Source organism: Kitasatospora sp. NPDC047058, from assembly GCF_040643935.1.
In the GTDB taxonomy this organism is placed as follows: Bacteria; Actinomycetota; Actinomycetes; order Streptomycetales; family Streptomycetaceae; genus Kitasatospora.
In genome coordinates this window covers 18,817-42,254 of record NZ_JBEYVJ010000033.1, presented here as the reverse complement: position 1 = coordinate 42,254, position 23,438 = coordinate 18,817, and the positions used below count along the sequence as shown (strand labels likewise).

At 69.7% G+C, this 23,438-nt stretch carries 20 protein-coding genes; 16 read left to right on the top strand and 4 right to left on the bottom strand.

Annotated elements, in window-relative coordinates:
* Nucleotides 1-259: 259 nt before the first annotated feature.
* From ABZ885_RS07905 to ABZ885_RS07890, 4 genes are all read right to left on the bottom strand, one after another.
* Nucleotides 260-748, bottom strand: a complete 489-nt coding sequence (locus tag ABZ885_RS07905; RefSeq protein ID WP_360184688.1) for a GNAT family N-acetyltransferase — start codon at nucleotides 746-748, stop codon at nucleotides 260-262.
* A 134-nt stretch (nucleotides 749-882) separates the two neighbouring features.
* Nucleotides 883-2,001 carry an IS630 family transposase gene (locus ABZ885_RS07900; RefSeq protein ID WP_360184685.1) on the bottom strand — a complete coding sequence of 373 codons (1,119 nt, stop codon included), beginning with the start codon at nucleotides 1,999-2,001 and terminating at the stop codon, nucleotides 883-885.
* 90 nt (nucleotides 2,002-2,091) lie between these two features.
* Entirely contained in the window at nucleotides 2,092-2,445 is a 354-nt protein-coding gene (locus ABZ885_RS07895) for a hypothetical protein (RefSeq protein WP_360184683.1), read from the bottom strand.
* Nucleotides 2,446-2,804: 359 nt separating this feature from the next.
* Nucleotides 2,805-4,412 carry an IS1182 family transposase gene (locus ABZ885_RS07890; RefSeq protein ID WP_360184681.1) on the bottom strand — a complete coding sequence of 536 codons (1,608 nt, stop codon included), beginning with the start codon at nucleotides 4,410-4,412 and terminating at the stop codon, nucleotides 2,805-2,807.
* Nucleotides 4,413-5,086: 674 nt separating this feature from the next.
* Between ABZ885_RS07890 and ABZ885_RS07885 the strand changes: the two genes are divergently transcribed.
* From ABZ885_RS07885 to ABZ885_RS07810, 16 genes are all read left to right on the top strand, one after another.
* Nucleotides 5,087-5,668 carry a transposase family protein gene (locus ABZ885_RS07885; RefSeq protein ID WP_360184697.1) on the top strand — a complete coding sequence of 194 codons (582 nt, stop codon included), beginning with the start codon at nucleotides 5,087-5,089 and terminating at the stop codon, nucleotides 5,666-5,668.
* 628 nt (nucleotides 5,669-6,296) lie between these two features.
* On the top strand, nucleotides 6,297-7,553 hold the full coding sequence (locus ABZ885_RS07880) for a hypothetical protein (protein ID WP_360184679.1): 1,257 nt from the start codon (nucleotides 6,297-6,299) through the stop codon (nucleotides 7,551-7,553).
* Between the two features lie 148 nt (nucleotides 7,554-7,701).
* Nucleotides 7,702-9,540 (top strand): phage tail sheath subtilisin-like domain-containing protein, encoded by a 1,839-nt coding sequence (locus ABZ885_RS07875; protein ID WP_360184676.1) that lies wholly within the window; start codon nucleotides 7,702-7,704, stop codon nucleotides 9,538-9,540.
* 12 nt (nucleotides 9,541-9,552) lie between these two features.
* Complete coding sequence (locus tag ABZ885_RS07870; protein ID WP_360184674.1) at nucleotides 9,553-11,928, top strand: hypothetical protein; 2,376 nt, start codon at nucleotides 9,553-9,555, stop codon at nucleotides 11,926-11,928.
* Nucleotides 11,929-11,942: 14 nt separating this feature from the next.
* Entirely contained in the window at nucleotides 11,943-12,404 is a 462-nt protein-coding gene (locus ABZ885_RS07865) for a phage tail protein (RefSeq protein WP_360184672.1), read from the top strand.
* A 57-nt stretch (nucleotides 12,405-12,461) separates the two neighbouring features.
* The gene (locus tag ABZ885_RS07860; RefSeq protein WP_360184670.1) at nucleotides 12,462-13,193 is read left to right on the top strand and encodes a hypothetical protein; all 732 of its coding nucleotides are present in this window, start codon (nucleotides 12,462-12,464) and stop codon (nucleotides 13,191-13,193) included.
* 14 nt (nucleotides 13,194-13,207) lie between these two features.
* Complete coding sequence (locus tag ABZ885_RS07855; protein WP_360184694.1) at nucleotides 13,208-13,363, top strand: DUF6760 family protein; 156 nt, start codon at nucleotides 13,208-13,210, stop codon at nucleotides 13,361-13,363.
* A gap of 9 nt (nucleotides 13,364-13,372) precedes the next feature.
* A complete protein-coding gene (locus ABZ885_RS07850) occupies nucleotides 13,373-15,400 on the top strand; it encodes a hypothetical protein (protein WP_360184667.1) in 2,028 nt (675 codons plus the stop codon).
* 17 nt (nucleotides 15,401-15,417) lie between these two features.
* Nucleotides 15,418-15,996 (top strand): hypothetical protein, encoded by a 579-nt coding sequence (locus tag ABZ885_RS07845; RefSeq protein WP_360184665.1) that lies wholly within the window; start codon nucleotides 15,418-15,420, stop codon nucleotides 15,994-15,996.
* Nucleotides 15,997-16,043: 47 nt separating this feature from the next.
* A complete protein-coding gene (locus ABZ885_RS07840; RefSeq protein WP_360184662.1) occupies nucleotides 16,044-16,307 on the top strand; it encodes a tail protein X in 264 nt (87 codons plus the stop codon).
* Nucleotide 16,308: 1 nt separating this feature from the next.
* Nucleotides 16,309-17,427: a contractile injection system protein, VgrG/Pvc8 family gene (locus ABZ885_RS07835; RefSeq protein ID WP_360184660.1), complete on the top strand. Its 1,119-nt coding sequence runs from the start codon at nucleotides 16,309-16,311 to the stop codon at nucleotides 17,425-17,427.
* A 12-nt stretch (nucleotides 17,428-17,439) separates the two neighbouring features.
* Complete coding sequence (locus tag ABZ885_RS07830; protein WP_360184657.1) at nucleotides 17,440-18,105, top strand: phage baseplate assembly protein V; 666 nt, start codon at nucleotides 17,440-17,442, stop codon at nucleotides 18,103-18,105.
* 9 nt (nucleotides 18,106-18,114) lie between these two features.
* A complete protein-coding gene (locus ABZ885_RS07825; protein ID WP_360184655.1) occupies nucleotides 18,115-18,462 on the top strand; it encodes a hypothetical protein in 348 nt (115 codons plus the stop codon).
* Nucleotides 18,459-18,845 (top strand): GPW/gp25 family protein, encoded by a 387-nt coding sequence (locus ABZ885_RS07820; RefSeq protein WP_360184652.1) that lies wholly within the window; start codon nucleotides 18,459-18,461, stop codon nucleotides 18,843-18,845. The genes ABZ885_RS07825 and ABZ885_RS07820 overlap by 4 nt, the downstream gene beginning before the upstream one ends.
* Complete coding sequence (locus tag ABZ885_RS07815) at nucleotides 18,842-20,383, top strand: putative baseplate assembly protein (RefSeq protein WP_360184649.1); 1,542 nt, start codon at nucleotides 18,842-18,844, stop codon at nucleotides 20,381-20,383. The genes ABZ885_RS07820 and ABZ885_RS07815 overlap by 4 nt, the downstream gene beginning before the upstream one ends.
* A 5-nt stretch (nucleotides 20,384-20,388) precedes the next feature.
* Nucleotides 20,389-23,427 carry a hypothetical protein gene (locus ABZ885_RS07810; protein ID WP_360184646.1) on the top strand — a complete coding sequence of 1,013 codons (3,039 nt, stop codon included), beginning with the start codon at nucleotides 20,389-20,391 and terminating at the stop codon, nucleotides 23,425-23,427.
* Nucleotides 23,428-23,438 lie beyond the last annotated feature (11 nt).

Sequence of the window (23,438 nt, the reverse complement as noted above, 5' to 3'; positions counted from 1 at the left end):
TTCAGCCACGTGATCATTCTGACGGTCCGGTGCCGCCCGGCTCAGCAACCGGGCGACACGTCACGACGAGGCGAACGTTGCCTGATACGGCACTAGTGCTCTGACCGCGAAGGTTCACCGAGTTGGCAGCAGTCGGGCCCGGGCCGGCTGCCCGGCGTGGACCGAGCCGTTCTCAGGGCAGCCCGAGTAGTTCGCCGAGTTGGTGGCGGCTTCGACATGGCGGAGTGGGGCGGCGATCCAGAGGCATCGCTCTTGCCGGTCAAGCCCGGCGCAATGCCTTCACCATCACGTGTTCCCTGGTCCTCCCGTCGGGCAATACGTCGCAGGGCTCTTTCACGGCGATGAACCCGCTGCGCCGGTAGAGGGTCAAGGCGGCCTCGTTGCCCGAGAGCACCGCCAGCTTCAACACCGCTCCGCCTGATTCCAGAGCCCAGGTCTCCACTGCCGTGATCAGCCGGGCGCCGATCCCGCGGCCTCGCGCCCCGGAACGGACCCAAACGGACCTCAGCTCCCTGGTATCGCCGTCGCTGGGGAGGCCGCTGGCCATGCCGACAGCGTAGCCGTCCAGCAGCGCGGCGACATGGTAAGCGCCGGGAATCTCCAGGCGGACACGCCAGCGTTCTTCTTCGCCTTTGTGCCAGTCGGCGAGCCGGGACTTGAACGCGTGCGGCGCATCCGCCAGTGCCGCAAGGCGAAGCGTCCGCCACAGCGGCCAGCCGTCTGTCGTGAGGACCCGCAGAGTCACCATGCCAACGAGTCTGTCGCCATACGACTGAGACGGTCCAGCGTGATCACGCCCGAACGCCCAAGACGTTCCTCTCGTCGCTCCATCGGTCGTGACAGTGTCTGGAGCTTTGACCGGTGCCGTTCGCCGGTTATTCGTCACGCGGCGAGGGCCGGTCGTCCGCCCCACCGCAGGCCCTTCTCGCTGCGGATGCGGGCGCGTTCCTTGCGCTGGGCGGCGAGGACGTCGGGATGGCGGGCGTTGGCGTTGCGCCAGCGCAGGTAGGCATGCAGTGCGCGGGTCTGGACCGTGTGGTTCGGGTGGTGCGAGTTGGCAAGCGTGAACTGCCGCAGCGGTCCGAAGTGCGCCTCTATCGGGTTCGCCCAGGACGCGTTGGTCGGGGTGAAGCACACGAGGACGTTGTTGTTCTTCGCCCAGCGGAGGATCTTCTTGCCGTTGTGGGCGGAGAGGTTGTCCAGGATCACGTAGACCGGGGCGCCGTCCGGGCGGACGGCCCGGATCGACCTGAGCGCGGCAAGGGTGTTCGTGGTGCCCTTGCGGCGCCGGTTGACGCCCCACAGGATGTCCTCGCCGATCGAGTAGCAGCCGTGGAAGTAGGTCACGCCATGGGTCCGCTTGTAGGTCGCCGGGAGCCGGTCGGGCCGGCTCTGCTCGGCCCAGCAACTGCCCGCGGTGGGGCGGATGCCGAGCGGGCCGAACTCGTCGAACGCGAACGTCCGGTCTGGAAAGTGCTCCAGGACGTGCTCGATCCGTTCCAGCTTGGCATCGTACGCGGGGTCGGTGGACTCCTTCCACGTCTTGGTGCGCTGGAAGGTGACGCCGCGTCGGGCAAGCAGGCAACGCAAGGCCTCGCGGCCGATTCGGATCACCCGACCGTGCACCTTGCGCAGGTAGGCGAGCAGTTTGCGGATCGACCAGCGGGTGAAGGGCTGCCCGAGCTTGACCGGTCGGGTGGTGGCCGTCTGGACGACGAAGTCCTCGTCGTCAGAACTGAGCAGGCGGGGACGGCCTCCCGCCCACCGAGGGTCCAGACAGGCCAGGCCGATCTCGTTGAACCGGTGGATCACGTCCCGCACCGTGTCCTCGTCCGCCTGCACCAGCTGGGCGATCACCGGCACCCGGTTCCCGCCGGCCGAGGCCAGCAGCATCATCGCCCTCCGGTAGCGCACCGTGTTCGTGCTGCCCCGTCGCACAATCCGCTGTAACTGCTGGCCCTCCTGATCGGTCAACCTCCGGACCCTGACCGGCTCCGCCACCACGCCTCCCCACGCCGAATCGGATGTCGCCCCACCCAACCGGTTCGGGCGCCATCATCGCCAACCCGGTGAACGTTGCCGGTCAGAGCACTAGTTGATCCCCATCCGCAGGACGCTCAACGGGGTGTCGGAATGTTCCATCGTCACGGTCCCGAGCACGGGGCTCTCCGCTGTGGCCCTGAAGCCGATGACCGAGAGTTTCAGTCCATCGGCGTCCGACCTTTCGACCCAGCCCCGGATGCCGCCCTTGAAGTCGAGGTTGAGGACGCCGGCGTTGATCTGTAGCGGCACGTTGGCGGCGTACAGGCTGCTGGGGATCTCGACACCCGTCGCCGGCAGCGGGAAGGGGAACGCGCTCCGGGCCGACCGGCCGCCGCGACCGTCGGCAGCCTGTGCCGACGTGGGCAGCAGCGCGCCGACGCCTGCCGCGGCGACGCCGGCCAACCCCTTCGCGAAGGTGCGACGGCCGCTGGCGCGGGCTGTCGGCTGATGCTGCTCACCGAGGTCCGGGGGCGGGGCGGCTGGGGAGTTCGGGGTCGAGCATGCGTACGTTTCTCCTTCGCGAACTGCGGGGGAGGTGCCGCCTGTTGTCTCGGGCAGCTGAACGCATCGCCCTGCAATCGGCAGTCCGCGACTGCCTACGGTCTTCGCCCATGTCTACCCTGCCAGCGCAGCGGCGGGGCACTCTGTCGGATCGGGGGACGCCACCCGTTCTGGTGATCTCAGGACCTCAGGCCATCTCGCCTTGCCGCCAAGCGCCGACCTCTCAGCTTGACTCTGTCGGGGATCTTGGACGGTCGGGCTCAAGTGCCGAGGGTCCGCCAGGACTTCGTTCGGGGGATGTCGTTCTCGTCCAGAAAGGTCTGGAACGCGGTCGGCGGCCTCGGTGACGGGGCTTTCTCCGTGACTGACCGGCCGCTGAGGCGCTCGATGTTCACGGCGATGGCTGTGAGTATGTGTTGCAGGTGGGTTTTCGGCTGTCCTCGGTAGCGGCAGCGGCGCATGCCGTGTCCGTGGGCGAACTCGTTGATGGTGCCCTCGATCCCGGAACGGACCGCGTAGCGGGCCTTCCAGTCGGGCGTCTGCTGCTCGGTGCGGACGCGGACTTGCAGGTCGCGGAGTTCTCGTGGGGGGAAGCCCACGTTCCGGGCGTCGCTGGAGCTGGTGCAGCGGGGGCGGTCCGGACACGGCTGGCACTGGCTCTTGGTGAACCGTGCCACGATCAGCGGTGCCGCGGTGGGCGAGGAGGTCGGGTAGGGGCCGTGCCAGCCGGCGCTGACCTGGCCGTTCGGGCAGGTGACCTGTCGTAGGTCGAAGTCGATGTGGAAGTCGTCCCGGTCGAAGCCCTCCTTCTTGCGGTGCTGGCGGGTGGGGTTGCCCGGAAGCGGCCCGCTGACGGTGACCTCGTGTTCGCGAGCGGCTCGTTCCAGATGGACCAGGGAGGTGTAGCCGCCGTCGACCAGGTGCTCGGCGGGCAGCAGCTCGCGACGTGCCAGGCGGGTGTGGATGCCGGGCAGGGCCTGGCCGTCGTTCGTGGCGGCCGAGGTGGTGGCCACATCCGTGATCACGTTGACGTTGTCGGAGGCACACGTCTCGGTGACGTGCGCGGCGAACCCCTTCCAGCTGATGATGTGCCCGTGACGGACGTAGCGCGCCGTGGTGTCGTAGGGGGAGACGATCGCCGAGCCGGAGGGCGGCAGGCCACCGTCGTCAGCGGTGCGCCAGCGCAGGCGGCCCGCCGCGTCGCGGTAGTAGTTCTGCATCATGATCTGCCGCAGGGCATCGGCGTGCGGGCCGGGCCGGTAGCCCGGTCCGTGCCAGTGGAGGTGCTCCAGCAGGCGGCAGGCGTCGTCGCCGGCGGCGAGGATCCTGGTCCTGGGCCGGGTGGGGTTCTTGCCCAGGCGGACCGGGCGGCCGTAGCGGCGCCCCCACTCCTCGTCGACCAGGCCGGTCAACAGGTGCGAAGTGGTGCGGGCCACTTCCTCCAGCGCGGCACGGACCGCCTCGGTGACCAGCTCCAGCCGGGTCAGGTCCCGGACCGCGGCCAGGACGTGGGTGGAGTCGGTGCGCTGCGTGGTGCGCTCTCGCACGAGTCCGGCCTCCTTCAGGCGTGCGAGTGCCAGGTCGAGGAGGCGGTCGGCGCGGTCCTCCAGGACCAGGCGCTCACGAAAGTCGGCCAGCACGCTGTGGTGGAAGCCGGGATCGTCCAGTTCCATGGTCATCGCGTACTTGAAGTCGATGCGGCAGCGCACCGCTTCGGCCGCTTGCCGGTCCGACAGGCCGAGCAGGAACTGCAGCACGCAGACGGTGGCCAGCTGGGCGGGCGAGATGCCTGGGCGCCCGTCCCGTGGATACCAGCCGGCGAAGTCCTCGTCGCACCACAGCCCGTCGAGCCGGTCCCGCACCCACATCGCCGTCGTACCGCCCGGATTGCTCGCCCGCGCGATCTGCGCAGTCAGAGACGGGACTTGCTCACCGAAACGGGGACGGAGCGACAAGTGACACCTCGACAACTGCATCGGTCTTCGATCAGCCACGAGCATGCCCGCTGCTCAGGCGGGCACACCGGGAAGCTCCAAGATCCCCGACAGAGTCAAGCTCAGACATGTCCGATCGGTCGGCAGAGGGACGGTTAACAGGTCCTGTAGGGCGGCATCGTGGTGCTCCTCGCCGGGGTCGAGCCGCCGTTCGTGGTTCCGTGGCGCACGGTCGGCGGCCGGCCCGTGGGTCCGGTGGGCTTTGTGCCTGTGGTCCGTAGAGGTCGTGGGCAAGGAAGGGCAACTGGTGGGGACGCGAGGCGAGGTGGTCGCCCAGTTCGGCGATGGGCGGGACCGTCCCCTCCGATTGGGGGACGCTCCTCCGGCTCTGGTGCTGGACAGGAGCAGGGCTCTGGTCCGCGATGGTAAGGCAGGGTGACGTCGTTCAGGCGAAGTGTCCCTGTTGATATCCGTTCAGGCAGCTGATGCGGCAGTAAAGTTCGCGGACCGGGCTGGAACGGAGGCAGGCACGGCCTCCGGGTGATCATGAGGTGTCGAGTCCGTGATCACCACGACGGAAGACCGTCCCTGCCCGATCATCATCGCCCATCTCGGCCGGCCTGGCCCAGCTCGCCGACGCCCGGCCTACCGAGCCCGGGGAACGCCCGCAGCTGCTGGACTGTCTCGCGGCGCTACCCGATCCACGCCGGGCCATGGGTCGCCGCCACCCCCTCGCCTTCGTCCTCGCACTCGCCGCATGCGCGGTCCTGGCCGGCGCGAAGTCCCTGACCGCCATCGCCGGTGGGCCGCAGACGCCCCCGCCGCCGTCCTGGCCGCCCTCGGCGGCCCGCGCCACGGAGCACGGCCGTGACGAGATCCGCCGCGTCAAGACCGCTACCACCACGCGAGGCCCCGGCTTACCGCACGCGCTGCAGGCCGTGCGCCGCCGCCGGCTCATCACCACTGGCAAGGTCACCCTGGAACGCGTCTACGCGGTCACCGACCTGACAGCGGAGCTGGCCGACGCTCCCGAGATCGCGCATCGCGTACGCGAGCACTGGGGAATCGAGAACAAGATCCACCACGTGCGCGACACCACCTTCGCCGAAGACGCCTCGCGGGTGCGGACCGGTAACGCGTCCCGGGCAATGGCGGCACTGCGCAAGCTGGCATCGGCGCCCTCCGCCTGACCGGGTACGACAACACTCGCCGCCGGCCTGCGCAGACACGGCCGAGACTCCGCCCGGCCGCTCGCCACCCTCGGCATCAGGTGATCAAACCGAACAGAACCCCTGAACGACGCCGCCCTGCATCACCCTCGTACGCCGGGATATTCGTCGGCGTCGCCGTTGAATCCGTCTACCTGGCCGTCACCGGCACGGGCCAAGCGTCCATCCGGGCGTCGACGACACCTTGGTCCACGTCGACGAGACCGCGCAGGCCTCCGCCGGCCGGGGTTTTCGTCGCGCCTGGAGCCGGTGTTGTCATGCGGTAACCCCGATGATCGGTAGCGGCCGCGGTCACGGCACCCGGGCCCGCAGGCAGCCCGGCACGAGGTACGGCCATCATCGAGCGGCTGTCAACGGTACCCGCCCGAGTGTGACGGTCATGGACGCCCTGGAGAGGTGAATGCGGTACTCCACGTGGACGAGATCGCGATTGGGGGAGGCCACAACCGGCGACACTGTGGCGAAAGCCGGATCACAGGCCCGACCCGGGTCGGGAACCGCGAAAACGAACCATGACACAGGCCGGCACACATTCCTTGTCCGGGATCTCCCATGAGCGTGCTGCACCTTCCCTTGCATAGAGATGCCCATGACGACCCTGCTCGTGCACGACACGAATAGCGCGTGGACCTCCACGCATCCAGCGCTGGAGGTTACGACCGAGGGCCGGAAGCTCCTAGACCGGGAGGTGACGGTCAATCGGCTCCGATTTTCCGGCGGGCCGACGGAGGCGGTAGCCGAGTTCGTCCCCGATCGTCCGCTCGACCTCACCGAGTGGGACGAGCTGCGGGTCTGGATCCGTGCCGAGGCCCCCGCGGACGGCACGACCGCGTGCCCCTTCTATCTGGCGCTTTCCTACGAGGACGCCGAGGACACCTTGCAGGAGCAGCATCGCTGGTTCGTTCCCGTCAACGAGCCGCAGGTCTGGGAACAGCGCGTGATCGGCATCAGTGCCGACCGTCGAGGGGCGGTCGTCCGGTTCCGGGTGGAGACGGTCGGCACCACAGCCTTCACCACTGAGCTGTTCCGGCTCGTGGCCGTCCGCGAGGAGATGCTGGAGGACATCGAACGGGCCTTGGGGGAAGCCCTTTCCGGTATGTCACTACCCGGCCTGACCCGGGTACCGGTCCGGGCCACGGCCAATCCGGGCGATTCGACGGTGACGCTGGACTACGCGCCAGGTATGGCGGCCGGCAACCGGATCTTCCTGGAGGGAAGTCCGCTGGGAGACGAGGTGCACGACGTGGTCGGGGCGGAGCACGATCGAGCGGCGGGCCGGACCCGGCTGACCTTCCCGGAGGCCTCGCCGCTGGTCGGCACCTTCACCGCCGGGACGTCATTCGCGTCCGTGACGGTGCCGGTCGCGGCGGAGAGTGCATCGGATCCCGACGAGACGGTGACGCCGCGGGTGGTGTTGTCGTGCACCGATGTCCGCGAGGACCCCGAGCGGACCGGCTACATCGCCCAGCGGGACAGCTTCCGGCCCCGAGGCCGGCTCACGGCCTGCGCCGTCAGGCCGCCGGCCCGGGCCTTCCACGCCGACTACCAAGTCTCCGTATTCGGTGGGAGCCACGCAGCGCAGGTCACCGTCCACAACGGTGTGCTGAGCAGGCTCTCCGCCGATCGAGCCCTGTGGATCAACGAGGCGCCCGTACCCGTCGAGGTGCTTCCCCCGCCCCCGCTGGAGGAACGCACCCCTCGGCAGTCGGCGCCGGTGTACGTCCGGGTGGGCTCCCGGATGCAGACCGGCCCCCGCGAGGAGCTCCCGTGGGTGCGTCGCACGGAGGTCCGGGCCGGCCGGCCGGACGTACCCGGCGACGACGAAGGGGTGGGGACGGAGTCATGAACTCCCGTCGGACCGCGCCGACCTCCGGCACGAGGGATCCGGCCCACGAGCGACGGCGCACCGCGCCGTGCACCGCAGCCCGCATCGTCGCGGGCGGCGGCAGGACGCGACAGCGAGGGGACGGCGCCGTATGTCGGCGAATGTAGGAGTGAACGTCGTCGAGGTCGACGGCACCGCGCGGCCGGCCATCGCGGGCGCCGCGACCTCGGTCGCCGCCTTCGTCGGTCTGACCGAACGCGGCCCGGTCGATCGTCCCGTACGGCTCACCGGCCCGGCACAGTTCCGGGAGAGGTTCGGCAGACATCGTCCCGACGGGGTCCTCGCCCATGCGTTGGACGGCTTCTTCCTGAACGGCGGGGTCACCGCCCACGTCAGCCGTGTGGTCGGGGCGGGAAGCGTGCCGGCCTCACGAGTGCTCGTGGACCGGCAGGCGACGGCCGCCCCCACCCTTCGGGTCTCGGCTGGTTACCGCGGGGAGAGCGACCCTGGCGACTGGGGCGAGCGGCTCCGGGTCGACGTGACGGACGATCCGCGGGCCCGCACGAAGCTGCTCGCCGACGCGGCGGCGAACGCCACCAAAGCCCGCCTGGCGTCCCTGACTGACGTGGGAACGGGCACGGTGCTGCTGTTCACCAGCGGCACCACCAAGGAGTACCGGAAGGTGACCGCCGTCGATGTCGACGTGACGGGCGATCCGCGCGCCGCGACCGGAACCGTCACCTGGTCCGAACCGGTCAGCGCGGCCATGACGGTCGGGGCCACCACGGTGAGCACGGCGGAGTTCACCCTGACCATCCGCTACCGCCCGGAGCCGGCCGGAGACTTTGAAGCGGTCGAGACCTGGCGGCAGCTGAGCATGGAGCCGGACTCCGCCGACTACGCCGTCACCCGGCTCAACCACGGGGTCACCGGCTCACGATTCGTGACGCTGACGGATCTGGCGGCCGACACCACTCCGAGCGGCGTGCGGAATCCAGTGCCCGTCACCGGCCAGGACCTGGGCGACGGCACGGAGAACCCGGTCACCGCCACGGACTATCTGGGCACTGCCGCCGCCCGTACCGGACTGCATGCCCTGGACACCACCGACGTGCAACTGCTCGCCCTACCGGACGCCCACACCCTGACCGACGACGCCCGACTAAGCGTAGTCCGCGGAGCTCTGGACTACTGCGCCCAGCGTGGCGACATCTGCTTCGTCGGCTCGGCCCCCGACCGGGGCCGAGCCGAGAGAGTCACCGTCCCACGCGCTCCCGCCGACTACAAGAAGTCGGAAAGCGACTATCTCATCGACGTGGCGTCCTACGCGGAGCAGTTCCAGGCAGCCAAGGTGTACGGGGCGCTGTACGCACCATGGATCCAGGTCGTCGATCCGGCGGGAGCCGGCCCGGCACCGACCCGGTTCGTTCCCCCGGACGGTCATGTGCTGGGAATCTTCGCCCGGACCGACACCGAGCGGGGTATCTGGAAAGCGCCTGCCGGGCTGCAGTCCCAGCTCCGGGGCGCGCTCGACGTGGCCGCGCGGTTCACCGACGAACAGCACACCCACCTGGTGCGCGAGAGCCGAGTCAACGGCATCCGGCCGGTCCGTGGGGCAGGCATCGTCGTCGCGGCGTCCCGGACCCTGTCCACCGACACCCGGTGGTGGTTCGTCAACGTCCGGCTGCTGTTCAACTACGTCAAGGCGTCGCTGCGCGACGGCCTGCGCTTCGTGCGGCAGGAGCCGCACACCGAGCAGTTGCGCCGCTCAGTCAGGCTCAACGTGGTGACGCCGTTCCTGACCGGACTGTGGCGGCAGGGTGCCTTCGGGTCCGATCCGCCCGAGCGGGTCTTCAGCGTCAAGTGCGATGCGGAGAACAACCCCGTCTCCGAGGTGGACCAGGGCAACTTCCGCCTGGAGGTCTACTTCTACCCGGTCAGGCCGGCCGAGACCGTCACCGTCGTCGTCGGCCAGCAGCCCGGCGGCGGCACCGCCGCCGAGGGGTAAGGGAAATCAGCGATGGCCTTGAACATCGGAGTGAACGTCGTCGAGGTCGACGGACGGGCGGCGCCGACCATCGTCGCCGCGCCCGTCTCGGTGACCGGCTTCCTGCTTCGCACCGAGCGCGGCGTCCCGGATGTCCCGGTCCCGCTGCGCGGGATGGGCGACTTCACCGCGCACTTCGGCGGCGTCATGCCCGGGCTCTTCGGACCGCACGCCGTCCGGGGGTTCTTCGACAACGGCGGAACGGAGGCCTACGCCGTTCGCGTGGTGGACCGGACCGGCAGCCTCGCCGCCGCGGTGATGGTGACCGACCTCGAGGGTGTCAACACCCTCGACATCAGAGCCGGCCACCGCGGCCGCGAGGACCGGGGCGCGTGGGGCAACTCCCTGTCCGTGCGGATCGCCGACCATCCGCGGGCGAACGTCGTCGTTCCCGCCCAGCTGCACGGTGCCCGGACCGGGCCGTTCGCCCTGACGGACGGGCAGACTCTGGTCGTCACGGTGAATGATGAACCGCCCGTTACGGTCACCTTCCACGGTGCCGACTTCACCGCCTCCACTATTGGTGCGGCTTCGCCTGCCGAGGTGAGCGTTGCGGTGGCCCGCCAGACCACCGCATTCCGGGCCGTCGTGGCTCCCAACGGCAGTCTCCTGCTCGTCCCTTCGGGCCCCGGCGCGACGGTCCGGCTGAGGGCCGCCGGTACCGCGGCGGACGCGTTGGGCTTCAACAGCCCCGACAACGACAACTCCGGCTCGCTGGCCGTTGGGAGCACGCTGGTAGCCCTGGAGTCCATCGGCGGGTTGGCCGCCGGATCGGCGGTCAGCGTCGAGAGCCGGGGCGCGCTGGTGGCGAAACATGGGATGGCAGCTGCCATCGCCGACGGTGCCTCCGTCGCGGTCACGGTGGACGGTGCCGTCTCGCAGGTCGAGGTGGTATTCCACAAGGCGGACTTCAAGGGTGGCCTGGAAGCTATGACAGCTCCGGAGGTGGTTGCGGCGGTCAACCGGCAGGCGCGGGGCTTCTCGGCGAGGCTGGACGGGGACCGGCACTTGGTGCTCGTGTCGGACAGCTACGGTCCCCAATCAAGCGTCTCGGTCGCCGCGGGCGCCACGGACGCGACCGAGGCTCTCGGACTCACCGATGCCACGCCCGTGCAAGGGGTCGTCGAGCGGAAGACGATCGAGCACGTGTCGGAAGCGGGAAGGTTCGTGGTCTGGGACAGCGCGCTCGCGGCCCTGATGCAGACTGCGGTGAGGGTCCGCTCCGCCGAGTTCGACCTGGTGGTGAGCCGTGACGGCGGCGAGGTCGAACGGTTCGAGTCGCTCTCCATGCAGAACACACTGGACTGGTTCGTCGGCACAGTGGTCAACCACCAGCAGTCGGGCTCGCGCTTCGTCACCGTCGCCGATCAGGCCAGCGCGTCCGGCCCGGTCGACGACGTGCCGGCGGCCGGGACGTATCAGCTCGGCGCGACGACCGCAGGCAATGACGGCGGTTCCCCGGGCGATCTCGACTACATCGGTGATCCGGCCCGTCGGACCGGGCTGTTCGCCTTCGACACCGTGGACATCCAGCTGCTGGCCTGCCCCGACTCGACCTCGCGGGGGGTGGTGAACGCCTGCCTCGGCTATGCCGAACGGCGCGGGGACGCCATGTTCGTCGGTACGCCGCCGCAAGGCATGGATCTGGAAGCGATCAAGGGTTACGCGGAACCCTTCCGGGGCCGGAAGGTCTACGGTGCGCTGTACGCGCCGTGGATTCAGATCGTCAACCCCCTTGACCGGGTCGGGGACGATCCCTGGTTGTTCGTTCCGCCGGTGGGGCACGTGCTCGGTGCGTACGCCCGGATTGCCGAGGCGCGAGGTGTGTGGAAGGCGCCGGCAGGGGACGAGGCGATGCTCGCGTCCGCGCTGGGTGTGGAGTTCCCCATGACCGAAGCCGACCACACAGACCTGGTCAAGAACTCCGGCGTCAACGGCATCCGTGCCGTCCCCGGCGCCGGGGTGATCATCGACGCCTCACGGACCCTCAGCACCGACACCCGGTGGCTCTACGTCGGTGTCCGGCGGCTGTTCAACTACGTGAAGTCCTCGCTGCGCGACGGGCTGCGGTGGGTACCCCAGGAGCCGCATTCGGAGGAGCTGCGCAGGCGGGTTCGCTTCAACGTGGTGACGCCGTTCCTGCTCGGCCTGTGGCGACAGGGCGCCTTCGGGTCGGATCCGGCCGAGGACTCCTTCACCGTGAAATGCGACGCGGAGAACAATCCGCCGGAAGAGGTGAACGTGGGGAACTTCAAGGTGGAGGTGCTCTTCTACCCGGCGAAGCCCGCCGAAACGATCCTGGTCGTCGTCGGTCAGCAGGACAGCGGCGCCGCTACGGCAGAGGCCTGAGGAAGGGTGAGGACATGGCAGAGCTGACATTCCACGAGTCCTATCGGACCCACGGGTTCGCACTGGAGATCGAAGGGGTCGGTTGTCCGGTGACGAAGGTGACCGGCCTCAGTGAGGGGACGGCGGAAACCATCGATCAGCCCGACGGGGGCTCCCCCGTCGTGCGGAAGATCGCCAGTGGGGTGGTCAAGTTCGAAACCCTGGTGGTCGAACGGAATATGGACGGCAGCCCGTTCGACAAGCTGTTCCGGGACTGGTTCAAGGAGATGTTCGCACTCAACGGGGCGAGCGGTGGGTCCTCGGTCCGGCGCAACGGCGCCGTGCTGAAGCTGGAGAACGGACAGGAGGTGCTCCGCTTCGCCTTCTACGAGGGCTGGGTCAAGTCCTCCAAGTTCGCGGACCTGGAAGCGGGATCGACCAACCTGTTCAAGCAGACGGTGGAAATCGAGCACAACGGGCTGGAAAGGGTGTTCTGAGGCATGGTCGGAGAGACGCTGCAAACGCGTGTCAGAGAATTCGAATTCGAACTTCCCGTGGGTTTTGAGGATTCCGACAACCAGATCCATCGCACCGCCGTCCTGAGGAAGATGACCGGGCGCGACGAGGCGATCATGGCCGACAAGCGACATCGGTCCAATGGCGCCCGGATGATCTCGGAACTGCTCGGCAGCTGCCTGGTCCGGATCGGCAGCATCGAGAATCCGGACCTGCGCACCGTCCAGCAGCTCCTGTCGGCTGACCGGCACTTCCTGCTGGTCAAGCTGCGCGAGATCACCTTCGGCCCCGAGATGCAGGCGACGTACTCCTGTCCCACCTGTCAGGAGGCCACCGTCCTGATCGAGGACCTCGCCGATCTGGACGTGGTCCGGCTGGGCAGTGGTGAGGTGCTGGAGGACGTCGTCGTCCGGCTGGAGGACGGGTATCTGGACCGGTCGGGCACTGTCTTCGACGTCCTGGTCTTCCGGCACCCGACCGGCGCGGACGAGGAGCGGATCGCCGCCGTCATCAGGGAGAACGCGGCGAACGGGAAGAACGCCCTGATGGCCCGCTGCCTGAAGTCGATGGGTGACATGCCCCGGCCCAGGCTGGAGGCGCTGGGCAGCTCCGTCTTCAACGACCTGACGCTCTCCGACCGCCGCCTGATCGACCAGGCCATGAACAAGGGCGGCCCGGGCATCAACCTGCGCCGGTCCGTGAACTGCGGTGGCTGCGGTCGTGAGTACGGGGCGGCGATCGACATGTCGAATTTCTTGGCAGCTTCGTAGGAGAGGAGGACCGGCTGCGCCAGGAGATCTTCTTCCTCGCGTACCACCTGCACTGGGGACGGGACGAGATCCTCGGCCTCCCGACCGAGGAGCGATGGCACTACGTGCGACAGCTGGTCGAGCAGTTGGAGCGGGAACAGGACATGATCAACGGCGCGGCGAGGAGGTGAGGAGCGGCCGTGGTGACTCCGGAGGGCCTGATTGCGATCCTGGGCCAGATGTCCACCGTCATGCAGCAGGCGGGCGTGGCGGCGGGCGACGTCCTGCACTCCCTGGGCCAGTTGCAGGATGCGGTGGCGTACCAGGGGCGGGGATACGAGACCACGATCAATCAGATGGTCACGGTGCAGGTCGAGACGGCCTCGGGGAAGGTTCTCGAACTCGTTCGTATCGTGGATGTCGTCGCCCGGAAGGCAGGCGAACTGGACCTGCACATCGAACACAAGACCGGCGACCTCGCCAGGGCCCTCCCCACGCTGAACGAGGCGATCTTCGAGCAGAAGACACAGCTCCTTGCGGACCTGATCGCGGGTGCGACAGGAAAGGTCGAGAATCTCTGGAAGATCCAGTCGACCAGCATCGACAGCGCCGAGGCGCTTATCCAGAAGCGGCTTTCGGTTTACGCCACCTTCTTGCAGGACGAGCTGACCGCCACTGAAACACAGGTGAAGCGGGCGATCGAGAGCATGAAATTCGAGGACGCCTTCGGGAATGCCATTGAATTCACGTGGAGCCCGGACGGCCCCATCGCCCGCAGGGCTCTCAAGGCGGCCAGCGGCAGCCCCGACTTCGGTCCCGCCATGGAGGTGCTGTTCGGACCCAGCGGCAAGATGGCCGACGTCGCTCACGACGCCGCGCTCGGTGTCAACCTCGGCCCCGCGGAGGAGAGCTTCGAGAAGAAGCTGGAGGACGGCGTCACCGCCGCGCTGGGCGGGGCCGGGGACAAGGCGTCCGCGAAGGCGGCGGAGTCGCTGGGGCAGAAGATCTCCTCCGGCGCGACCGCGCTCGGCACGGCCATGACGTCGATCCCGCAGTTGTACGACTCGGTGACCAAACTCGGCGAGGCGTGGGACAAGCCGAACAAGTCGACCAAGGACTACATGGATCTGCTCGGCGCCGCCGGCGGCGCGGTCAGTCAGGCGGGGCAGGTGCTCCAGGCGTTCGCCGGGATCACCCAGATCGCGTCCGCCGCACAGGCGGTCTTCAACGCGGTGATGGCGATGAACCCCGTCGTCCTGGTGGTGCTCGCGGTCGTCGCCCTGATCGCCGTGATCGTGCTGCTGATCGTCTACTGGGACCAGGTCAAGGCCGCGCTGCGGGACAATCCCTGGCTCGCCGTGGCCGCGGTCATGCTGGGCGTCATCGGCATCATCATCGTCGTCATCGCCTACTGGGACGAGATCAAGCTGGCCGTCCTGATCGCCGCCAACTTCATCAGCATCCAGGTGCAGACGATCGGGCAGGTCTTCGCCGGGCTCGGCGTGCTGGTCGGTCAGGTGTGGGCGTGGATCGTGGCGACGGCGCAGAACGCCGGTATCGGCGTCATCAACACCTTCATCGCGGCCGGGACAGCCATCCAGAACTTCTTCATCGGCCTCGTCAACACCGTCCTGGGGATCTACAACCAGCTTGCTGACAGCGCCGCCGGTCAGCTCGCCGGGCTGAGCCGTGCCGCCCTGATCCCGCAAGTCGACGTACAGACCCGGCTGATCCCGCCGAAGGAGGTACCGCAGATCAACGTCGCGGCGGCGTTCACCCCCCAGCCGGTGAAGGGCGGCTTGGAAGGACAGATCGCGGCCCAGGAGGATGCCGTCGCCAACGCCCGGAAGGCCGACGAGGAGCGCCGGGCCAAGGCGGCGGCCGAACAGCCGACCACAGCCCCCGCCGGCCCGCCCGGCGCCCCCGCTCTCCCGCCGGGCGCCGTCCCGCCGACCATCGGCGCGCCCGCTCCCGCCGGGCTTCCGGGGGCGGCCGGGGATCGTCCCGCACTGCCTCTGGCCGCGGCGCCCGCGGCCCCGACGGGGGCCGCCGACCAGTCCGTCCACGTGGAGGGCGGCATCACCGTGAACATCAACGCCGAGCGGCTGGAGGCGGACGCGGCCCGGCTCCTGTCCGACGAACTCATCCAGCGGATCCAGGAGCGGCTCGGCTCGCTCCGCTCCGAGCAGGACTTCCGCACGGGGACACGCGCCCCTGCACCGGCCTGAAGGCGAAGGTGAGGCTGATGCTGACGCTCAAGAATCCGGTCCGGGGCTTCCTGCTCGGCACGGTGCCCGACCCGGGAGTGCCCGACGTGCTGATCGAGTTCCAGTACAACCCGACGCAGTTGTCGGACAAGCGGACCGTGAACTACGCCACGCTGAACGCGCCCGGCCGGTTGCTGCCCCTGCGGCAGTACAGCCAGGGCGGCGACCGCACCATCAGCTTCACCGTCCGGGTCGACGGGTTGTTCGCCGGTCCGGCGGACGAGCAGATCCCGATCAGCAAGGGCCCCGGAGGCAGCATCGCGCCCGAGCTGAACAAGTTCCGGGCCCTGGTGTGGCCGCGGACCCCCGACTGGCAGAACGCCGGCGGCAGTTTCACCGGGCTGTACGGGGGCACGACGCGGTTCGCGTCCCCGCCGGACTGCGTCTTCGGATTCGGCGATCGCACCATCGACTGCGTCGTCACCGAGATCGGCATCACCGAGTTGCTGTTCACCCCCGAGCTTGCTCCGCTGCGCGCGGACGTCTCCGTGACGCTCGTCGAGCGGACGCCGGATGACGACGGTCCGAGTACCGTGCCGCTGAGGGGGATCGGCTGATGACGCCGAGCCCAGGGTCCCGCTTCGCGGGACTTGCGACCCTGACTGTGACCGCGCCCGACGGTTCGTCGAGGCTGGTGGTCGCCCTCCGGCTGACCCGGCCCCCGAGCGGCCCGGTGCGCCCGCACCGGTTGGCTGAAGGCGAGGGCGTCGATCTGCTGGCCCGTCGCTTCTACGGTGCGGAAGGCCTGTGGTGGCGCATCCTCGACGCCAACCCGGCCGTGTACCCGCTGGATCTTCGCGCCAGTGACGTACTGGACATGCCCGACCAGGGGCCGGCCACCCGTACGACCCGGGCCAGGGAGTTCTGAGATGGGGACCCGGGTTCCGTACCTCAACGTCCGGCTCGAAGGCCAGGACATCACCGGTTGGGTGGACTCGGTCTCGGTGACCGAGGACGACCGGCAGGCCGACAGCGTCAGCATCTCGCTGTCCGATCCCCTGTTGGTCTACGCCGACGGCCTGTTCGAGGGCAGCGTGGCCGAGGTCGACCTCGGCTACGCGGATCCGGACCAGCACGCGATGCTCATCCGTGCCACCATCACCAAGGTCGAGGTCGGCTACCCGGACAACGGGGTGCCGTCCGTCTCGCTCAAGGGCGAGGACCGGTCCATCCACATGGGCCTGGTCGAACGCAAGAAGGTGTGGCGCGACCGCACGGTCACCGACATCGTGCGGGCCGTGGCCGGCCCGTACGGCTTCGCCCGGGTGGAGGCGTCCCTCGCACCGGATCCCGTGATCAAGAGCCGGCCGATCACCCAGGACGGCAAGACCGACCTCGCCTTCCTGCAGGAACTGGCGCAGAACTACCACGCCAAGTGCTTCGTCGAGCTGGACGACGCGGAGCGCGAGGTCCTCTACTTCATCCCCGAGCGTCGTGTGGTGCGGCTGCGCCGACCGGACACGCTGGTCCTGCGGTACCGCGAGGGCCCCGACAGCAACCTGATCGCCTTCTCGCCCAGCTTCGACAGCAGCTACATCGACCGGCTCAAGGAGACCACCGACATCGACCAGCACGGCCGGCAGGTCTCCTCGCAGCCCAAGGCCCCGGCCGACGTCGTGGTCTGGGAACTGGATGAGGCTCGCCTGTCCCGGGCGAACGCCGCGGATCAGGACAGACTGCGGAGCCTCTACGAGCGGGGCGTCCAGCGCAAGCGTGAGCTGCAGCGGCAACTGTCCGCCCGGCAGGTCACCGTCGGCCTGGTGGTGCCGGACCAGGGGGAGCTGGAGGCGGCCAACGACTCCCTCGAATCACGGCGGCTCGGCATGTCCGCGAGCGGCAGCACCGCCGGCACGATCTGGCTCCGCGCGAAGTCGAACGTGATCGTGCACGGCGTCAACGACCGCTTCAACGGTGAATGGTACGTCTCCTCGGTCACCCACAAGGTGGACAACGGGGGATACCGGACCGACTTCAAGTGCGCGCGCTGAAAGGAGGAGGAAGTGCCGGACCAGTACTTCGGGAAGTACACGGGGATCGTGAAGGACAACCGTGACGAGGCAGGCCTCGGCCAGGTCAAGGTGTCCGTCCCGGCGATCTTCCCGCCCGGCGAACTCATGCCGGCGCGTCCCGCTCTGCCGTACGGCTACTACTTCGTACCGGAGGTCGGGACGAAGGTCTGGGTCGAGTTCGAAGGCGGGGACCCCGGCTTGCCGTTGTGGACCGGGGTCCAGTTCGTTGCTGGTGAGTGGCCCCAGGAGGTGCGGGCCGATCCGCCGCGGTCCCGCGCGGTCCGGTCGGCGGCCGGGCACCTGCTGCTCCTCGATGACACGAGCGGAGAGGAGAAGGTCCGCATCACCGATGGTGCGCACCGGCACGTGCTGACCCTCGACGCCGACGGCATCACGGTCGAGGACGGACTCCACGGCCACCGCATCACCATCGGGGCCGAGGGAATCCGGGCCGAACTCGCCACCGGTGCCGGCATCGAGATGACCGCCGGCTCCACCACGGTCGACGGCGGCACGGGGGTGGTCGAGGTGAAGGGCTCGCTGGTCAGGCTCGGCCCGGGATCCAGCCCGGTGATCCGGCTGGGCGACTCGGGCATCGGCAATCTCGGGGCGCCCGTGGTGATGACCGTGACCACCAATACCCAAGTGATGGCGTGAGGAGCGGTCATGGGGATCGGAGCGGACCAGGGCAGCACCGCGGAGCGGTTCGTCGAGGCCATGCGCCCCATCGCCGGGGACAACGTCGACCTCCCTCAGGTCCGGGCGAACCTCGACGCACTCGGCCTCGCCGTCTACCGCACGCTCACGGCGGATGCCGAGACGGCCTCCGACGCGGTGGCCGACGCCGCGTTCTGGCAGTGGATCCGGGACGTACAGAGATGGATCGACGGGGTGGCCACGGCCATCGACGGTTGGGCCGCCGCCACACCGGCCGAGGCCGCCCTGAAGGCGGCTCTGAGTGCGGTTCCCGCGCCGGCGGCCGCGCCGTCCGCGCTGAAAGGGCGGATCGCATGACCGACCGCCTGATGGGATGGGGATTCCCCTTCCGGATCCGGACCGGCGGCGGGGTCGAGCGGGCCGAGGACTTCGCCAAGGTCGAGGCCGATCTGCGGCACCTGCTGGCCAGCGGCACCGGTGAGCGGGCCATGCTCCGCACCTACGGCGCCGGGATCCGGCATCGGCTGCAGGAGCCGAACGCGGCGCCGATGCACGCGCTGCTGCGGCACGACATCGAGCAGTCCCTGCGCCGCTACATGCCCCACGTGCGGCTGACCGTCCCGGTCACCGTGTCCGCGGACGGCGCGGAGCTGATCGTCACCCTGGAGTACACGGTTCATCCGCGCGACGCGGTTCGGCGGCTCACCGTGGCGCTACAGCCGGCGGGGGAGCGGCCATGACGGGATTGCCCCTCGACTACACCAATATCGGCTACGACGCCCTGCGGGCGTCCATGCTGGAGCTGGCCAGAGAGCGGTTGCCGGAGTGGACCGACCAGAGCGAGGGCGACCTCGGCGTCCTGCTCATCGAGCTCTTCGCGTACGCCGCGGACCTCACCCTCTACTACCAGACCCGGATCGCCGCCAACCTGCTGCCGGAGACTGCTGACGAGCCGGATGCGCTGGTCCAACTGCTCCGGCTGATCGGCTATGAACTTTCGCCTCCGGCACCGGCCACCGCAGATCTGGAGATCGCCCTCGCGGCCGCCGTCCCGTTGCCCTTCACGGTTCCCGCCCGCACCCGATTCACCGTCTCGGAACCAGGCGGGCGGCAACTCGGCTTCGAGACCACGGCGGACGTGCTCATCGACCGGCTGCCTCCCGAGGACGCCGACGGGCTGCGGCGATTCTTCCCGTTGCCGGTGGTCGAGGGCCTCACCGTCGAGGAGGAGCTCCTCGGCCTCTCGGACGGCAGCGCGAACCAGATCCATCCGCTGGAGAAGCGGCCGGTCATCCGCGGCTCGGTCTCGGTGACGGTGAGCGAGCCCGGTGGGGCGACGCGCTGGACGGAGGTGGCCACGTTGGCCACCAGCACGCCCGCCGACCGGCACTTCGTGACCAGACGGGACGCCGACGGCCGGGCCGCGATCCGGTTCGGTGACGGGGTCAACGGCACGGTGCTGCCGCGGACGGACGCCTCCGACTCCGTACGGATCAAGGCCACCTACCGGATCGGCGGAGGCCGGGAGGGCAATGTGGCGGCGAACCTGGTGTTCACCTCCTCACTGCCGGACATCGTCGAAGCGGTCAACCTCCGGCCGGCCTCGGGCGGGACGGACGGCGAGGACCTGGGCCGGGCCCGTGCGCTGGCACCACGGCTGTTCCGTGCACAGGAGCGCGCGGTCACCCTCGACGACCATATGGACGTCGCCCGGCAGGTCCCCGGCGTCGGCAAGGTCAAGGCGGTGGCGACCAGCTGGAACGACATCAAGCTCTACGTGGCTCCGGCCGGACAGGTCGCCCCGCCCTCGGAGACACTCCGACGCGACCTGCTGGCCCACTTCGAACGGCACCGGATGGCGACGGTGTCCCTCTCGGTGGTGAGTCCCGCGCCCTGTGACATCTACCTCGGCGCGGTGATCCGGGCCCAGCCGTACTTCGCGCGGGAGGCGGTCAGAACGGCCGTGGAGGAGGCGATCGCGTCCTATCTGGCCTTCGACAACATCGACTTCGGGCAGGCGGTCTACCTGAGCCGGGTTTACGACCTGATCCAGGACCTTGAGCAGGTGGCGTCGTTGACCGTTGTCAAGTTCGGCCGCAAACCCGGCCTGCCCGCCGACATCGTGGAGCGACCCGATGTGGAGTCAAGCGGCGTCATCACCCCGAAGCCGTTCGAACTGCCCCGCCCCGGCTACCGGGACGCGCCACCGCGCGCCGCCGGCTTCGACCTGTCGGCCCGGCCGGTGATCTTCACCATCATCGAAGGCGGTGTCCCGTGAGAACGGTGACCGACCTCCGTGCCGTCCCCCACCTGGAGGGCGGGCGCATCGAGCTGTCCTGGCGGAATCCGTCGGCCCAGGCGTTCGTAGGCGGACCTCCGTTCGCCGGGATCCGGGTGGTCCGCCGCGAGCGGACCTTCGCGCTCGACCCGCTCGACGGGGAGCCGGTCTACCACGGGCCGGTGGTCTCGGCGTTCTCCGACCGCGGCGTTCGGCCGCTCACCACGCACTACTACACCGTCTTCACGCTGGACTCCGGCACGCCGCCGGCGTCGTGGGCCGACGACGGCTCCCGCGCTGCCGCCTTCGCCGGCACGGCGGAGCACAGGCTCGGCGACGCCCTCTACGCGCTGCTGCCCGCCGTGCACCGCAGACTCGACCTGCCCCTGTCGACAACGGAGCTCGCGGACGCTCCGCCGGCGGTCGTCGTCGCGCTGGCCGCGCTTCCGGAAGGGCTGCGCGGCCGTGGCCAGCTGTACCGGTTCCTCTCGGTGGCCGGCGCCGCACTCGACCTGACCCGCAGTCTCGCCGAGGGGCTGGTCCAGCTCCACGACCTCGACACCGTGCGCCCGGAGTTCCTCACCCCGCTCGCCCGCCTGATCGGCTGGGAGCTGAACCGGACCGTACCGGTCCACGTGCAGCGCAGCGAGATCGCGGCGGCACCGTACCTGTACCGCGGCGTCGGCACGGTGCCGAACCTCCGGGCCATCGTAAACCGGTACACCCGCTGGTACGTGCAGGTCGCGGAGATGGCCCAGTCTATCGCCCGCTCCAACGTGGCACCGCAGTTCAACGTGTACGCCGTGACGGCTCCGCCCGTCGGGCCGCGCGGTACCGACGACGCCGGTCCACTGCTCGGGTTCGGCAGCGACAACGCGGTGGCGACCGGGGCGGACCGGACCGCGGCGGCACTCACCGGTGGCGCCGGCCCGTTCGCCCTGCGTCCCGGCATGCAGCTCACCGTCACCGCCGACGACCGGGTCCCCGTCAAGGTGGTCTTCGCGCCGGACGATTTCGCCGTCATGGCCGTCGCCACGGCGCAGGAGATCTCCGCCGTGCTCAACCGGACCTTGTCCGAGGTCACCGCCGCCGAGGCGGGCGGGCGGCTGGTGCTCACGTCGAACACCGTGGGCACGGGCTCGGTGGTGCGGGTGGAGGAGTCCCTGGCCAGCCTGGTGACGTTGGAGAGCGCCCCGGCAGGACGGCTGAGTGTCTTCGGCACCGACCGGCTCAGGCTCTGCTACGGGACGACGGAAGTCGCCGGGAGCCCGAGTGCCGTTCGGATCAAGACCTATCGCCACGGGTTCTGGGGCGAGTCGAGCCCGGTGCCCACCGGTCCCGAGCCGGCCGCCCACCCGGCCGGAGCCGAACTGCCCGACCGACGGCTCTTCGTGGCCTGGATCGACCGGCCGGGCACCGTGGACGCGCGCATTCGGTTCGCCGTCGCGACCGCCCGTGAACCGGAGCCCGCCAGGATCCGGTCCGGACACGCCGGGCCGTTCGCGATCCGGCCCGGGGCCCACCTGGTGGTCCGGACCCGGCACCGTCGACAGGGTGTTCGGTTCACCGCAGCGGACGTCCCGGACCAGGGGAGGGCCGACCCGGTGACGATGGCGGCCCTACTCACCGCCCGGCTCACCGGCGTCGCAGCGACCGCGGAACCCGACGGCACCGTCGAACTCTCGACCGGGGACACCGGTGGCGATCAGCGGTTGGAGATCGAGCTGGACGCCTCCGACGCCGCCGGGGCACTCGGCTTCGGCCCGGGCAACACCTCCGGCCCGGGTTCGTGGGGCGACGGTCTGGACTGGTCGCCCTCCGAGGACCTGACCGGTCCGGGGTGGGTGTCGGACCCGTTCGCAGCGGTCGACGGGCCGCACCACGTCCGGCTGTTCTGGAGCGCACATGACGGGGCTCGCTGGAGGATCGTGACCGCACGATGGGACGGTACCGCCTGGACCGCCCCGGACGACCTCGCGGCCGGCGGGGGAGGCAACCGGGAACCGGCCGCGATCGTCGTTCCGGACGCGGGAGGAGGCAAACTGTGGCTGTTCTGGTCGCGCCGGGAAGGCACCGACGCGCGCGACGACGTGTGGATCCTGATGCGCCGGGTGCTGGACCTGGCCACGGGTGACTGGGAGGCGGAGACACCGGTGACGTCGCCCCTGCCGAAGGGGCGGTCGGCCGACCGTGAGCCGGCCCCGGTTCACCTGCCCGGCGGCGGTCTGCGGGTGTACTTCCGCTCCGATCGGCTGGGCGAGTCGGACGTGTGGGCCGTCGACCTCACACCGGCTGGTGTCGCCACGGTCCCGGTCCCGGTCCTCACCGGGCCGGCGGAGGACTGCTCGCCGGTCCCGGTGACGGCCCCCGACGGCAGCGACTGGCTGCTCTTCCGCAGCGACCGGGGTGTCTCGCTCTCGGGCCTGGCCTCCCGTCAGGTGGCCGAGCCGGACAACCGGGTCACCTCCGCACCCGGCGCCGTGCCTGATCGGGGTGGGGCGCCGACCAGCGTGAGTGCGGCCGACACGGGCACGCTCCGCAGGTACGCCGGAAGCACCACGGTCACCCCGGCCGCGGCGGACCGCAACGGGCGGCGCAAACAGTGGGACGACATGCTCGCGTACACCCCGTGCAGACCCCAGGGGGTGGCGCCCGGCGAGGAGCTGGACGACCACGACCTGTACACCCGGGGCACGCTCGCGTTGTTCCTCAGCCCGTTCGTCCCGGGCTCCGCGCTGTCCGGGCAGATGGAGGAGCAGCTGCGGCCCCTGCTGAAGAGATTCCTGCCGATCGGCACCCGTGCCGTGCTGGTGTTCGCGCCCCGGACGACCACCGAGTACGCGTATCCTCCGGGCCGCGACATCACCGAGTCCTACCAGGACGACTTCGCCAGCCTCGAAGTCATCACCGGACCGGAGGACGCCACCGAGGCGGCGCTGCCCGGCTGGGTCCCGTTGCTGGCCACCACGCCCGGGCACGTCTCGGCGGACCCTGCCGACCTCACCAGCCTGCGCCGGCGAGCCTGGTTCCCACCCCCCGAGTGACCGGAGGAACG